Genomic DNA, 13,642 nt, shown 5'->3' on the forward strand with positions numbered 1-13,642 from the left:
CCTTGCGCCTTCTAGTTGATCTGCACCGAGCCGCCCTTGATGCGGTTGACCCCGCTGGAGCGGCTGGAAAGGTAGGCGCCCTGGATGATCACCTTGCCGGCGCGGGTCAGGGTGATGCTGGCCTTGCCGCAGCGCAGCACGATTTCCCGTTCGGCGCGCAGCTCCAGGCGTTCGTCGTCCAGCTGCACCCGGGGCGTAGCCGGCGCGCCGAGCAGGCGGCCGAGCAGCAGCGGGCGACTCGGGTCGCCGTTCTCGAACATCAGCGCGACCTGGGCGCCGATATCCGCGGCGGCCAGCGGCGCCATGCTGCGAGCGCTTACACCCTGGGCATCGGTGCAACCGGGAAAGCTCACCCGCGGCACGCCGTCCTCGGACAGGGCGAGCAGGGTGCCGATCATCACGCCGTCGAGGCGCGCCTGGCTGGGCAGGCAGTATTGAACCGTCATAGCTGGGCTCCTAGTTCTGCAGAATCTTCTGCCCCTTGACCACCACGTTCTTGCTGGCCTTGACGTTGATCGCGCCGGAGCCGTCGATGGTGATGTCCTTGCCGCGGATGGTGATGGTGCCGTCCTTTTTCATGGTGATGCTGGCCGAGCCGGTGGTCAGGGTGATGGAGTCGCCGGCGGTCAGCGAGAAGTTCTTGCCGACGCTCAGGCTGTCGTCCTTGCCGATGCTGCTGTCGCGGCTCTGGCCGACGCTGCGCGACTCGTTCTTGCCGATGCTGGTGCTCTGGTTGCTGCCGATGCTGATTTCTTCGTTGCTGCCGACGCTCTCGGTACGATTGCTGCCGATGGTGATGTTCTCGTTGCTGCCGACGTTCTCGGTGCGGTTGTTGCCGATGGTGATGCTCTCGTCGCTGCCGACGTTCTCGGTGCGGTTGCTGCCGATGGTGATGCTCTCGTTGCTGCCGACGTTCTCGGTGCGGTTGGCGCCGATGCTGATGTCTTCGTTGCTGCCGACGCTTTCGGTGCGGTTGACGCCGATGGTGATGGATTCGTTGTTGCCGACCTTCTCGATACGGTCCACGCCGATGGTGATGGTCTCGATGTTGTCCACCGTCTCGGTACGGTCGTGTTTGACGTGCACGGTTTCGTCGTTGTCGATGGTCTTGGTCCGATCGTGGCCGACCCAGTGGGTCTCGTCGTTCTCGACCTCGATGTCCTGGTTCTTTTCCGCGTGGATGAACAGCTGTTCCTCGCCCTTCTTGTCCTCCATGCGGATCTCGTTGAAGTTGGCCGGCGTGCCTTCCTTGCTCGAACGGCTCTTGACCCCGCTCTGGGTGGCGTTGGCCGGCAGGTCGTAGGGCACCGTCTGCTCGGCGTTGTAGACGCGGCCGGTGATGATCGGCCGGTCCGGATCGCCTTCGAGGAAGCTGACGATCACCTCCTGGCCGATGCGCGGCAGCTGGATCGCGCCCCAGTTCTTGCCGGCCCAGGCCTGCGACACGCGCATCCAGCAGGAGCTGTTCTCGTCGGACTGGTCGTGGCGGTCCCAGTAGAAGTGCACCTTGACCCGGCCGTACTGGTCGGTCCAGATCTCCTCGCCGCTGGGGCCGACCACCATGGCGGTCTGCGGCCCGCGGACGATGGGCAGCGGTGTCAGCGGCAAGGGGCGGAAGGCCTGGCTGGCGTCCATGCAGTCCAGCTCGCCGGTGAACTGCTCCATGTTGTCGCCGAAGCCAGTCTCGTAGGGCTCCTGGTGGATGCGGTAGCGCGCGCCCACCACCAGGTACTCGCGGTTCTGGTCGGCGCGGTCATAGCCGCTGAGCTTGAACAGATGGCCCGAGCCCAGGCCGCGGGCACGGCCGCGCAGCTGCACGCGCTCGAACTGGGTGTGGATGGCCTCGATGCGCGTGCGCGCGTAATGCTCGCCGTCCTTGCTCTGCACGTACTCGCCGGGGTAGTCGAACAGCGGGTATTCGGCGTTGCTGTGGCTGCGCGACACGCTGGAGCGCACCTCCAGGCTGGCGCTGGGGCGCTGGAAATCGTAGTCGGTCAGCGCCAGGGCGCCGGGCTGCACCTCGCGCGCCAGTTGCCAGTCGTAGAAATGGTCGCGCTCGCGCATCTGCTGCTCGGGCGGGAAGAAGGGCACCGAGGCGTAGCCCTCCACTGTCGAATGGGCGCCGTAGGCATCGGCCAGCACCAGCACGTGGCGCGCCTTTTCGTGGCGGAAGTAGTAGTAGATGCCTTCCTGCTCCATCAGCCGGCTGACGAAGTCGAAGCTGGTTTCGCGGTACTGCACGCAGTATTCCCACTCGCGGTAGCTGCCGCTGAGGCTGTCCTCGAAGTCGGAGAAACCCAGGTCGCGGAACACCTGCTTGATGATGTCCGGCACCGTCTTGTTCTGGAAGATGCGGCAGTCCGAGGTGCGGCTGAGCAGCCACAGCCAGGGCCGCAGGGTCACCTGGTAGCCGGCGTACTGGCCGGTGCCGACGGTCTGCCGGCAGGCGCAGACGATGCCGTGGAAGTAGCGCTCGCCGCCGTCGTACAGCTCCAGCGCCAGGCCCATGGGTTTACCCAGCAGCTGGTCGAACTTGACCGAGGCATCCTCCGAGGTCAGCTCCAGGTGGTACTGGAAGGGCCGCCCGAGTTCCTCGCTGCCTTCCAGGCTCTGCAGCAGCAGCACATTGGCGCCCAGCGGGCCGTTGACCTGCACCAGGCGCTGGGATTGGGTCAGTGCCATCTACGTTCTCCCTTGGCGATCACGGCCCGCTAGTCGAAGCGGTAGCTGAACTGGCCATTTTCGGCGCCGATATGCACACCGGCCAGCGGCTTGCCCTCCAGCAGGCGGCCGAGAAACTCGCGCGACAGGTCCGGCAGCAGGCTGTTGGTGAGGATGGCGTCGATCTGCCGGCCACCGCTCTCGGCCTCGGTGCAGCGCGACACCACCAGGTCGAGCACGCTCTGCTCGTAGTCGAAGGGCACCTTGTGCGTGGCCTCCACACGCTTCTTGATGCGGTCCAGCTGCAGGCGGCTGATGCACTCGAGCATCTTGTCGCTCAGCGGGTAGTAGGGGATGGTCACCAGGCGGCCGAGCAGGGCCGGGGGGAACACCTTGAGCAGCGGCTCGCGCAGCGACTTGGCGATGGCCTCGGGGTCCGGCATCAGCTCGGGGTCGCTGCACAGGCCGGCGATCATCTCGGTACCGGCGTTGGTGGTGAGCAGGATCAGGCAGTTCTTGAAATCGATCATGCGGCCTTCGCCGTCTTCCATCACGCCCTTGTCGAACACCTGGAAGAAGATCTCGTGCACGTCCGGGTGGGCCTTCTCCACCTCGTCCAGCAGCACCACGCTGTAGGGCTTGCGCCGCACGGCCTCGGTCAGCACGCCGCCTTCGCCGTAGCCGACGTAGCCGGGCGGGGCGCCCTTCAGGGTGGAGACGGTGTGCGCCTCCTGGAACTCGCTCATGTTGATGGTGATGACGTTCTGCTCGCCGCCGTACATGGCCTCGGCCAGGGCCAGCGCGGTCTCGGTCTTGCCCACCCCGGAGGTGCCGGCGAGGAGGAACACGCCGATCGGCTTGCTCGGGTTGTCCAGCCCGGCGCGCGAGGTCTGGATGCGCTTGGCGATCATGCTCAGGGCGTGGTCCTGGCCGATGATGCGTTTTTTCAGGTGCTCGTCGAGGCGCAGTACGGTGTCGATCTCGTTGCGCGCCATGCGCCCGACCGGGATGCCGGTCCAGTCGGCGACCACCGAGGCCACGGCCTGGTAGTCGACGGTGGGCAGGATCAGCGGATTCTCGCCCTGCAGTTCGCTAAGGCTGGCCTGCAGTTCGCCGAGGCGCGCGCGCAGGGCCTCCAGCTCCTCCTGGCTCAGCGGCGAGGTCTCGGCGCCGCCTTCGCGGGCGGTGGCGTCCAGCGGCTCGGCCGCGGCACGCAGGCTGGCGCGAGTCGCCAGCAGCTCGTCGACCAGGGTCTTCTCCTCGCTCCAGCGCGTTTCCAGCTCGGCCAGGCGGGTGCGCTCGTCATCCAGGGCCGCCCGGGTATCGACCTCGCGATTGCCGATGGCGATACCGATGGCCTGTTCGCGACCGATGATGGCCAGTTCGGTCTCCAGCGCCTCGATCCGCCGGCGACTATCGTCCACCTCGGCCGGTACCGCGTGCAGGCTGATGGCGACGCGGGCGCAGGCGGTATCCAGCAGGCTCACCGATTTGTCCGGCAGCTGGCGCGCCGGGATATAGCGGTGCGACAGCTTGACCGCCGCCTCCAGCGCCTCGTCGAGAATCTGCACCTGGTGGTGCTGCTCCATGGTCGAGGCCACGCCGCGCATCATCAGGATCGCCTTGTGCTCGGACGGCTCGTCCACCTGCACCACCTGGAAGCGCCGGGTCAGCGCCGGGTCCTTCTCGATGTGCTTCTTGTACTCGGCCCAGGTGGTGGCCGCCACGGTGCGCAGGGTGCCGCGGGCCAGCGCCGGCTTGAGCAGGTTGGCGGCGTCGCCGGTGCCGGCCGCGCCGCCGGCACCGACCAGGGTGTGGGCCTCGTCGATGAACAGGATGATCGGCTTGGGCGAGCTCTGCACGTCCTCGATCACCTGGCGCAGGCGCTGCTCGAACTCGCCCTTCATGCTCGCGCCGGCCTGCAGCAGGCCGACGTCGAGGGCGCGCAGCTCGACGTCCTTGAGGCTCGGCGGCACGTCGCCGGCGACGATGCGCAGGGCGAAGCCCTCGACCACCGCGGTCTTGCCGACGCCGGCCTCGCCGGTGAGGATCGGGTTGTTCTGCCGGCGGCGCATGAGGATGTCGACCAGTTGGCGGATCTCCTCGTCGCGCCCGACTATGGGGTCGAGCTTGCCGCTGCGCGCCTGCTCGGTGAGGTCGACGGTGAAGCGCTTGAGCGCCTCCTGCTTGCCCATGGCGCTGGGAGCCATGGCGCCGCTGGCTTCGCCCGGAGCGCCGGCGGCGTTGAAGCCGTCGCTGGCGCCGAGGCCGTTCTCCGGCGAGTTGCCGACATACTCGTCGAAGCGCTCGATCAGGCTCTCCACCTTGATCTTGTCGAACTCGCGGGAAATCGCCGTCAGCGCGTGGCGCAGGCTCGGCGTCTTGAGGATGCCGACGATCAGGTAGGCGGTGCGCACCTGGCTCTCGCCGAACATCAGGCTGCCGTAGACCCAGCCGCGCTCGACCGCTTCCTCGACGTGGGAGGACAGGTCGGTGATCGAGGTGGAACCGCGCGGCAGGCGATCCAGCGCCTCGGTGATGTCCTTGGCCAGGCGCGCCGGGTCGAGGCTGAACTGGCGCACCAGCTGGTGCAGGTCGGAGTCCTGCAGCTGGAGGATCTGGTGCAGCCAGTGCACCAGCTCGACGTAGGGGTTGCCGCGCAGCTTGCAGAACACCGTGGCGGCTTCGATGGCCTTGTAGGCCAGGCTGTTCAACTTGCCGAACAGCGCGGCGCGGCTGATCTCACTCATGTTCGCAGCTCCTCGAATCGGGTATGGATTGGCTGGCGTAGTCGCGTACCAGCGATAGGTCGTCGGGGTCGTGCAACGGCGTGCCGAGCCAGGTGTTGAAGCCGAGCTGGGTGCCGCCGTCGAGGTCGATGCGCGGCACCTCGTGGCAGCGCAGCACCAGCTTGACCTCCCAGTCCAGCTCGTCGCCCTGGTGCTCGGCGACCCAGGCGGCCAGCTCGGCGAAGTTGTCCTGGCCCGGCAGCAAGCGCTGGTACTGCTCGAGGCTTAGCGGGCCGAGGCGGATGCGGAACTTGTGCTGGCGATCCCATACGTGGGTGCCCAGGCACAGGTCGCTGCCGAGGGTGCAGGCGGCCGCGCCGACCTGGCTGTACTGCGGCAGCTGCAGCCACTGGCCGACATATTCCTCGATGCGCACCGGCACCTCGAAATAGGCTTCGAGGATGCTGCGCAGGCCGTCCGGGTAGCGGGTCTGCGCGGCCAGGTGGCCGCTGAAGTGCAGGCTCGCCGAATCGGCCAGCGGGCCCTGGCCGAGCAGGCTGGGCATGCCGCGGCCGGACAGGGCGGCCAGGCGCATCGACCAGTAGTCGTCGTCCGGCCGGTCGTGGCTGACGGTAGGCCGCGCCTCGGCCCAGGCGCGGTAGAACAGGGTCAGCAGGCGATGGTGGAAGACGTCGAGAAAGCGCTTGAAGGTGGCGTCGCCATTGTTGCGCTGGCGCTCGCGGGCGTACTCGGTCAGATGCAGGGGCAGCGGCCCGTTGGGGCCGGTCAGGCCGAAGAAGAACTGTTCAATACGCGGCACCGGGCCTTGCTGCACGCTGGCCAGGGTCGCCGGGGCGAAGCTGCAGTCGGGCTGCTGGCCCAGGCGCAGCGGATCGTCGGCCAGGCGCACGGAACGGCCGATGCGCGGCTGCGCCACGGCCGCGCATTCGATACGGCGCAGCGCCTGGAAGAAGTCGTAGCTCCAGGGCGCGGCGGCCATCTCGGCGGCGCCGCTCAGATGTTCGGGCGGCGACCCGGTTGTGCCTGCCATCGCATGACCTCTCCGCGCTCGGTGGTGCGCAATACCGTTTCGGTAAAACTGTTGATCGACACGTAACGGGCGAGAAAGCGCTCGAACACCGCGCCGAGCAGGTACACGCCGGTGCCGCGAAAGGCGTTCTCGTCGAATTCCAGGCTGATCTCCAGGCCGCGGCCGAAGACTATCGGCCCGGGCATCGGCAAGCGCCGCGTGCAGGGACTGCTGCGCACCTCGCGCAGGCCCTCGATCTGCAACTGCAGCGCCGAATCGGCCGGATCGCCGTACAGGCGCAGCAGCTCGCGCAGCGCCGCGGCGCCCTGGCCGCGTTCGCTGAGCGACAGGTAGTTGAGCGACAGCTGGCTGATCAGCCGCCAGGCGCTGGCATCGTGGGCGCGGCTGGCGCGCGGCCGGCTCGGCCCGGCCAGGCAGCGCACCGCCTGCACCGGCGCGCTGTCTTCGAGGGTGAAGTCGCTCTTGCCGGTGCCGATCGGCATCAGCAGCGGCAGGTCGCGGTTGGTGCACAGCGCGCCGATGCCCAGTTGGCGCAGGTCGTGGCGGTAGGGCGCCTGGTTGACGTCGACCAGCGAGACGAAGGTCTCGCTGCCGACGTAGGTGGAGCGCGGCCCGCGCCGGCGCGCCTGGCTGGACAACCGGCGCGGCTCGCGGCGCACCACGTAATAGGCCTGCTCGCGGCCGTAACGGGCCGGATCGCGAATGGCGTAGAAGGGCTGAAACGGCTGCTCGGGGCCGCTGCCATGGCCGCTGACCTGGGTCAGCGAGTGGATCTCGAAGTCCAGCGGGCGGGTGCGGTCGGCGATCACCTGGTGTTCGTGCACACGGTCGCTGAGGTGGATGCGGTCGGCGCGGCGTGGGAACAGGTTGACCGCCGGGGTGCAGAAAGGCACGAACTGGGCGGCCGACACCGCGCCTTCCAGGCTGCTGTCCAGGCGGGTGAACAGCACCACCAGCTCCAGCTCCTGGGCGTTGCAGCGCGCCACGCCGCGCGCAAGGCCGGCGAACTCGACGAACAGGAAGCGATTGGGCAGGGCGAAATACTCCTGCAGCAGGCGGTAACCCTGGAAGGCGCGCGGCACCACCGGCAGCACCGCGTCCGCGTCGTCGAAGCCGCGCGCCTGGATGCAGCTCAGCGGCAGGCGTTCGGCCCATTCGCCATCGACGCTCTTGATAAACAAGGCGCAGGCGTTGCCCAGCAGTTGCTCGTAGAGGCGGAACGGCTGCTCGTCGGCGCCGCCGAGAAACAGCGGCAGGCTGTCCAGCGCCAGGGCCTTGAACGGCATGCCGGCGCCGCATTTGAGACGGATGCGCAGACCGGCCTTGGCCCGCGGCTCGGCCGCGGCAAGCCGACCCAGCGCTGTCGCAGGGTTGCCGAAATACTCGGCACGGCTGACCTCCAGCGGCCACAGGGTGACGTCGTGGCAGGTGCGGTACTCGCAGGCGGTCTGTTCCTCGTGGCCGAGCTGGCCGCGCAGGGCGGCGCCGCGTTCGACGCGAAAGCCGCTGGCCAGCGAGCCCTCGTCGGGGTCGGCACACAGTTGCACCACGGCCACCGAAGGGGTCGGCGCCAGGTAGTGCGGGTAGGCGATTTCCAGCAGGTTATGGGTGAAGGTGGGGTATTCGGCGTCCAGTTTCAGGTGCACGCGTGCGGTGAGGTAGGCGAAGCCCTCCAGCAGGCGCTCGACATAGGGGTCGGCGCAGTCGATGCCGGACAGGGTCAGGCGGCTGGCGATCTTGGGGAACTCGGCGGCGAACTCCGCGGCGCTTTCGCGGATGTGCTGCAGTTCCTGGTTGTAGTAGTCGAGCAGGCGCGGGTTCATGCGCGCCTCCTGCCGGTGTCGGCCGGCGAGACCTTGATATGCCCGGTTTCCAGGTCGAGGTCGGTTGACAGCAGCAGGCGCAGCGGCACCGGTTCGGCCCACAGGTCGGCCTCGATCTCGAAGCTCAGCGCGTTGTGGTTCATCTCGTCGCTGGCCAGCTGCGCGCGCACCCGCAGCGAACCCTGGAGCAGGCGCGGCTCGTAGGTTTCGATGATCTCGGCGAGCAGGGTCTCGACCAGTTGCACGTCGATGCTCGAGGCGGTGTGGCCGGACAGCGGCGGCAGGCCGAAATTGACCACCGAGGTGCCGGCCGGCATCTGTGCGGCCGTTTCACTATCGAATAGGGCGGTGGTATTGAGCAGCCAGGCCAGGTCGCGCAGCACCGAGGCCTTGAGCTGGTTGAGATTCATCACCCGGCGCTCGGCGCTTTCCTTGGGGTTGCCCGGCTCGTCGTCGGTGAGACGATCGAGCAGCGACGGCTGCAGCCGCTCCTGCAGGGTCAGCTCGGCCATGCTCAGGCGTCCCCGGCGGCGAAGCGCAGGCTGCGCAGGTCGAACAGCGCGGTTTCGCCGCGGTCGGTGGCGAACAGGCGCTGGCCGATGGGCAAACCGTTGTCCAGCCAGTCGACTTTGCGCGCCAGGCGCGCGGCGTCGTCGCCCAGTTCGACGGTGTCCGGGTAGCGGCTGGGGATCAGTGCCACCGTGCTGCCGCCGTTGCGCAGGGTCAGTTCGGCCGGCATCCACACCAGGTCGCGCAGGTCGCTGGGCGCCTCGCAGCTGAGGCTGGCGAGGTTCTCCATGGGCAGCCAGACGTAGCGGCCGTTGACGATCAGCTCCAGCACCGGGCCGAGCCGCGGATCGGCGTCGGCGCACCAGGCGAAGGGTTCTTCGTTGAGTTCGCCGGCGATGGCCGGGGCGGCGTCGAAGGCCTGTTCGCGCAAGCGCTGCGCGGCCTCGGCATGGCCTTCGGCATCCAGCTTGAGGGCCTGGATCAGCGGCGCCAGCCAGTCCGCCGGCTGGCCTAGCAGTACCGGGGTCAGGCGCCCGGCGAAGACTTCGCCGCGCAGCGCCTCGCATTCCAGCGCCGAGCGGTAGGTCTGCACCATGGCCAGGGCGCCGGCATCCAGCTCGCCGGCGACCTTGAGCTGGTTCTGCGCGCGGCTCCACTGGCCGAGCACGGCCAGCAGTTGAAAGAGGAAGACGCGCAGGGCGGGGTTGGACGGCTGGCTACGCACTTGATCCTGCAGGGCGCCCAGGGCCTCGTTGAGCTGACCGGCACGCACAAGTTCATCGGCATTCATCGCTGCGTCCTTCCGTTCGTGTGCCGCGCAGCGGTGTCGCTGCGGGCCGCGGGTGTCCTGGCCTTTGGCGGCGATACCAGGCGTGCGCGAGCGCCTGCGCTGGTGCCATGGCCGGTGAAACGAGCGCCCGGCGCCGCTGCGGCGCCGGGCGCTCAGGCCTCAGATCTTGACGTTTTCGCGGATGTTCCAGCCGTACTTGACCGGGCCGCCGTCCTTGCTGCCGTCCTGTTTCTGCGGTTGATAGTCGACCTGAACCTGGCCGAAGTTGAGGGTGACGTTCTCGGTCAGGCGATCCTCGCCGCCGCTGCCGCCGGTGCTGATCGACGACACCAGCACTTCCTTGAGGGTGATGATCAGGTACTCCACCGGGTCCTCGCCGCCGGCCTTGCGGATGGTCAGCTTGGCCTCGGGGTAATGCTTGCCGTTGGAGCAGGCCATCATCAGGTTGGGCGAGGACTTGTCGATCCACTTGGTCAGGGAAATATCCTGGATACTGACCTTGCCGGCGCCGCCGCCACCGCCCACGTGCATGCTGCCGGACTGGGACATGCCCCAGCTCCAGGCCAGTACGTCGATTTCCTTGGCGTGGGTCTTGTCGGCGGATTCTCCGTCCACATCGCCGATCTTGATAAACATATCAACAGCCATCATGCCTCCTTGGTGGCTCGCGCCACGCTACGTGGTGCGGTATCCGCCGCCGTGGCGGATACCTGTGTAAGGGTGGATCAGGCGCCTTTGGCCGAGGGCAGCTTGGAGACCAGGCGCAGGGACACCGTCAGACCTTCCAGCTGGTAGTGCGGGCGCAGGAAGAACTTCGAGTTGTAGTAGCCGGGGTTGCCCTCGACTTCCTCGACCACCACCTCGGCGGCGGCCAGCGGGTGCTGGGCCTTGGTGGTTTCGGTGGAGTGCGCCGGGTCGCCGTCGACGTAGTTGAGAATCCAGTTCTGCAGCCAGCGCTGCATGTCGTCCTTCTCTTTGAACGAGCCGATCTTGTCGCGCACGATGCATTTCAGGTAATGGGCGAAACGGCAGGTGGCGAACAGGTAGGGCAGGCGCGCCGCCAGGTTGGCGTTGGCGGTGGCGTCGGGGTCGTCGTACTCGGCCGGCTTCTGCAGCGACTGGGCGCCGATGAAGGCCGCCAGGTCGGTGTTCTTCTTGTGCAGCAGGGGCATGAAGCCGTTCTTCGCCAGTTCGGCCTCGCGGCGGTCGGAGATGGCGATCTCGGTCGGGCACTTCATGTCCACGCCGCCGTCGTCGGTGGGGAAGGTGTGCGCCGGCAGGTTGGGCACCTCGCCGCCGGACTCGACGCCGCGGATGCGCGAGCACCAGCCGTAGAGCTTGAACGAGCGGTTGATGTTGACCGCCATGGCGTAAGCCGAGTTGGCCCAGGTGTACTTGTTGCTGTCGGCGCCGGCGGTGTCCTCCTCGAAGGCGAAGGCATCCACCGGATCGGTCTTGGCGCCGTAGGGCAGGCGGGCGAGGAAGCGCGGCATGGTCAGGCCGATGTAGCGCGCGTCCTCGGATTCGCGCAGCGAGCGCCAGGCGGCGTACTCGGGGGTGGTGAAGATCTTGGTCAGGTCGCGCGGGTTGGACAGCTCCTGCCAGGAGCCCATGCCCATGACGGTGGGCGACGCCGCGGCAATGAACGGCGAATGCATGGCCGCGCAGACCTTGGACAGCTCGCCGAGCAGTTCGACGTCCGGCGGCGACTGGTCGAAGTAGTAGTCGCCGACCAGGCAGCCGTAGGGCTCGCCGCCGAACTGGCCGTACTCTTCCTCGTACATCTTCTTGAAGATCGGGCTCTGGTCCCAGGCGGTGCCCTTGAACTTCTTCAGGGTCTTGTGCAGCTCGCCCTTGGAGATGCTCATCACGCGGATCTTCAGCTGCTCGTCGGTCTCGGTGTTGTTGACCAGGTAGCTCAGGCCGCGCCAGGCGCTTTCCAGCTGCTGGAAGTCCTGGTGGTGCATGATCAGGTTGATCTGCTCGGTGAGCTTGGCGTCGATGGCGGCGATGATCGACTCGATGGACTTGATCGCATCGTTGGAGATCAGGTCGGTCTTTTCCAGCGCATGTTCGGCCAGGGTGCGCACCGCGGTTTCCACCGCCTCGCGGGCACGCTCGGTCTTGGGTTTGAACTCCTGCAGCAGCAGCGAGGCGAAGTCGCTGCTCTCTTCGGTAGCAGTCCCGCCCTGGGCCTGCTGTTCGGTCATCGGTTCGGCCATGGTCTGCGTCCTCTAATCAGCTTTGCGGCTCGGAGTCGGTCGGTTTCGGCGCGCTGGCCAGTGCCTGCAGCAGGGCCGGGTCCTTGATCGCCTTCATGATCATTTCCTCGGCGCCGGTCTTGCCGTCCATGTAGGTCAGCAGGTTGGCCAGCTGGGTGCGGGCCTCGAGCAACTGGTTGAGCGCGTCGACCTTGCGCGCCACGGCGGCGGGGCTGAAGTCGTCCATGCTCTCGAAGGTGATGTCGAGGCTGAGGTTGCCTTCGCCGGTCAGGGTGTTGGGCACGTTGAAGGCCACCCGCGGTTTCATCGCCTTGAGCCGGGAGTCGAAGTTGTCCACGTCGATCTCGAGGAACTTGCGGTCGGCCACCGCCGGCAGCGGCTCGGCGGGTTTGCCGGCGAGATCGGCCATCACCCCCATGACGAAGGGCAACTGGACTTTCTTTTCCGCGCCGTAGAGCTCCACGTCGTACTCGATCTGCACCCGTGGAGCTCGGTTGCGAGCGATGAATTTCTGGCTGCTGGGGTTGGCCATCTTGTTCCTCCTGCGCTGCGTATGCGGCTATGGGCTGTGAATGAGGTGACCCGGCGCTATTCGCCGTCGGGCCCCCTGAGCTTTTCGAACTGGGAGAAGCCATCGGGGATCAGGTTGCGCACTATGGTGGCGAAGTCGGCGCTGACCAGCGTCTTGGCCCGGCTCAGCAACACCGGCACCGGGCTGGAGGGCTCGTGCCGGGCGTAGTAGGCGAGGATGCGGTCGAGGGTCTTGAGCACGTCGTCGCGATTGCCGATCTCGCCGCTGATGCGCGGCGCGGCGGGTGCGCCCGGCATCGCTGCGCTTGTGCCGTCTGCGGCGGGCTCTGCCTCGGCAACTTCTTCAGCGGTCGCGGCGGGCGCCTGTTCGGCGACTATCTGCACGGCATGCCGCAGCAGTTGCTTGATGGCGCCCAGATCGGCGCCGCGATCCGAGCCGACGCGCTCGTTGACCTCCCGTTCTATCCCCTGCAGCGCCGCCTGGGCGACGCCGACCGCGGCGCGACAGGCCTCGACCTGCTCGGCATCGCTGTCGCGAAAGGCCGCCGCGACCTGCTCCAGGCCCAGGCTTTCGCTGGCGAAGCGCTGCAAGCCGCTGGCATTGAGCGCGGCACGCAAGGTCACGGTGCCGAAGGCGCGCGAGCGGATCAGCGGCATTTCCCACAGCAGCCGCACCACCGGCTCGGCGCCGATGCCGGCCAGGGCGTTGATGCGGAAGGTGGGGTCGTTGTCGTCCTCGACGTCGAGCATCGGGTAAAGGCTGTCCCAGTACTGCTGCAGCAGCGCCTGGATCAGCTGCAGCGCCTGGGCCAGGCCGGGCAGGCCATCGAGGGCGATGCTGCTTTGCAGGTAATAGTTGGCGATGCGCAGATCCTTGCTGCGCGCGAACAGTTCGACGCACAGATCGCGCACCTGGCGCCATTCCGGCGGCTCGGCGGGCAATACCGAGTCGCCCATCTGGCGCTCGGGCTGGCCCTGGGCGATGCGCTCGAGTTCGAGGAACGCCGAGTCGTATTCGAGATCGGCGCCACTCGGGGAGTCGGGGGATACCGCGGTCAACAGCTGCTGTACGTCCACCACAATGGGTGATCTCCATATCAAACCTGCTGCGGGCAGGCATACCGTCAGAGCGAACGTTGGACTTCAATCCACATCCTGTGGATTACGTTCTATCCGGAGCGGGGCATGGCCACTCCGATCGAGTTGTTAGAGCAAGTCTTGGCGTTGTTTTAGGCTTGTCAAGAAATTGGCCAGGCGCCTGGACGAACTGTCGAGCGGGATAAGATAGGCGAGCCGAAATTCTTTATTTAGTGTCTTTCGCTATA

At 67.2% G+C, this 13,642-nt stretch carries 11 protein-coding genes; all 11 read right to left on the minus strand.

The features are described 5' to 3' along the window. Positions 1-11 precede the first annotated feature (11 nt). The 11 genes from ACIGKL_RS16085 to tssA all read right to left on the minus strand — a co-directional run bounded on the left by ACIGKL_RS16085 (position 12) and on the right by tssA (position 13,397). On the minus strand, positions 12-446 hold the full coding sequence (locus tag ACIGKL_RS16085; RefSeq protein WP_397487539.1) for a DUF6484 domain-containing protein: 435 nt from the start codon (positions 444-446) through the stop codon (positions 12-14). A 10-nt stretch (positions 447-456) separates the two neighbouring features. Next, the gene (locus tag ACIGKL_RS16090) at positions 457-2,682 is read right to left on the minus strand and encodes a type VI secretion system Vgr family protein (protein ID WP_397487540.1); all 2,226 of its coding nucleotides are present in this window, start codon (positions 2,680-2,682) and stop codon (positions 457-459) included. Between the two features lie 29 nt (positions 2,683-2,711). Beyond that, entirely contained in the window at positions 2,712-5,411 is a 2,700-nt protein-coding gene (tssH, locus tag ACIGKL_RS16095) for a type VI secretion system ATPase TssH (protein ID WP_397487541.1), read from the minus strand. After that, complete coding sequence (tssG, locus tag ACIGKL_RS16100; RefSeq protein WP_397487542.1) at positions 5,404-6,441, minus strand: type VI secretion system baseplate subunit TssG; 1,038 nt, start codon at positions 6,439-6,441, stop codon at positions 5,404-5,406. Before tssG ends, tssH begins: the two co-directional genes overlap by 8 nt. Next, positions 6,405-8,264 (minus strand): type VI secretion system baseplate subunit TssF, encoded by a 1,860-nt coding sequence (tssF, locus tag ACIGKL_RS16105; RefSeq protein WP_397487543.1) that lies wholly within the window; start codon positions 8,262-8,264, stop codon positions 6,405-6,407. Before tssF ends, tssG begins: the two co-directional genes overlap by 37 nt. Next, positions 8,261-8,776, minus strand: coding sequence for a type VI secretion system baseplate subunit TssE (gene tssE, locus ACIGKL_RS16110; protein WP_397487544.1), 516 nt, complete (start codon positions 8,774-8,776; stop codon positions 8,261-8,263). The genes tssF and tssE overlap by 4 nt, the downstream gene beginning before the upstream one ends. Before the next feature lie 2 nt (positions 8,777-8,778). Further along, entirely contained in the window at positions 8,779-9,564 is a 786-nt protein-coding gene (locus ACIGKL_RS16115) for a type VI secretion system accessory protein TagJ (protein ID WP_397487545.1), read from the minus strand. A 159-nt stretch (positions 9,565-9,723) separates the two neighbouring features. Continuing rightward, entirely contained in the window at positions 9,724-10,212 is a 489-nt protein-coding gene (locus ACIGKL_RS16120; RefSeq protein ID WP_397487546.1) for an Hcp family type VI secretion system effector, read from the minus strand. Positions 10,213-10,289: 77 nt separating this feature from the next. After that, positions 10,290-11,786 (minus strand): type VI secretion system contractile sheath large subunit, encoded by a 1,497-nt coding sequence (gene tssC / locus ACIGKL_RS16125; protein ID WP_397487547.1) that lies wholly within the window; start codon positions 11,784-11,786, stop codon positions 10,290-10,292. Between the two features lie 16 nt (positions 11,787-11,802). Next, entirely contained in the window at positions 11,803-12,318 is a 516-nt protein-coding gene (gene tssB / locus ACIGKL_RS16130) for a type VI secretion system contractile sheath small subunit (protein WP_003245007.1), read from the minus strand. Positions 12,319-12,374: 56 nt separating this feature from the next. Next, a complete protein-coding gene (gene tssA / locus ACIGKL_RS16135; protein ID WP_397487548.1) occupies positions 12,375-13,397 on the minus strand; it encodes a type VI secretion system protein TssA in 1,023 nt (340 codons plus the stop codon). Between the last annotated feature and the right edge of the window lie 245 nt (positions 13,398-13,642).

This window comes from Pseudomonas sp. NPDC077186 (genome assembly GCF_044543505.1).
Classification (GTDB): domain Bacteria; phylum Pseudomonadota; class Gammaproteobacteria; order Pseudomonadales; family Pseudomonadaceae; genus Aquipseudomonas.

Bases quoted from the DNA above. Each gene is read 5' to 3' on its own strand.
- ACIGKL_RS16085 (WP_397487539.1), bottom strand. From the start codon at position 446: ATGACGGTTCAATACTGCCTGCCCAGCCAGGCGCGCCTCGACGGCGTG.
- ACIGKL_RS16090 (WP_397487540.1), bottom strand. From the start codon at position 2,682: ATGGCACTGACCCAATCCCAGCGCCTGGTGCAGGTCAACGGCCCGCTG.
- tssH (WP_397487541.1), bottom strand. From the start codon at position 5,411: ATGAGTGAGATCAGCCGCGCCGCGCTGTTCGGCAAGTTGAACAGCCTG.
- tssG (WP_397487542.1), bottom strand. From the start codon at position 6,441: ATGGCAGGCACAACCGGGTCGCCGCCCGAACATCTGAGCGGCGCCGCC.
- tssF (WP_397487543.1), bottom strand. From the start codon at position 8,264: ATGAACCCGCGCCTGCTCGACTACTACAACCAGGAACTGCAGCACATC.
- tssE (WP_397487544.1), bottom strand. From the start codon at position 8,776: ATGGCCGAGCTGACCCTGCAGGAGCGGCTGCAGCCGTCGCTGCTCGAT.
- ACIGKL_RS16115 (WP_397487545.1), bottom strand. From the start codon at position 9,564: ATGAATGCCGATGAACTTGTGCGTGCCGGTCAGCTCAACGAGGCCCTG.
- ACIGKL_RS16120 (WP_397487546.1), bottom strand. From the start codon at position 10,212: ATGGCTGTTGATATGTTTATCAAGATCGGCGATGTGGACGGAGAATCC.
- tssC (WP_397487547.1), bottom strand. From the start codon at position 11,786: ATGGCCGAACCGATGACCGAACAGCAGGCCCAGGGCGGGACTGCTACC.
- tssB (WP_003245007.1), bottom strand. From the start codon at position 12,318: ATGGCCAACCCCAGCAGCCAGAAATTCATCGCTCGCAACCGAGCTCCA.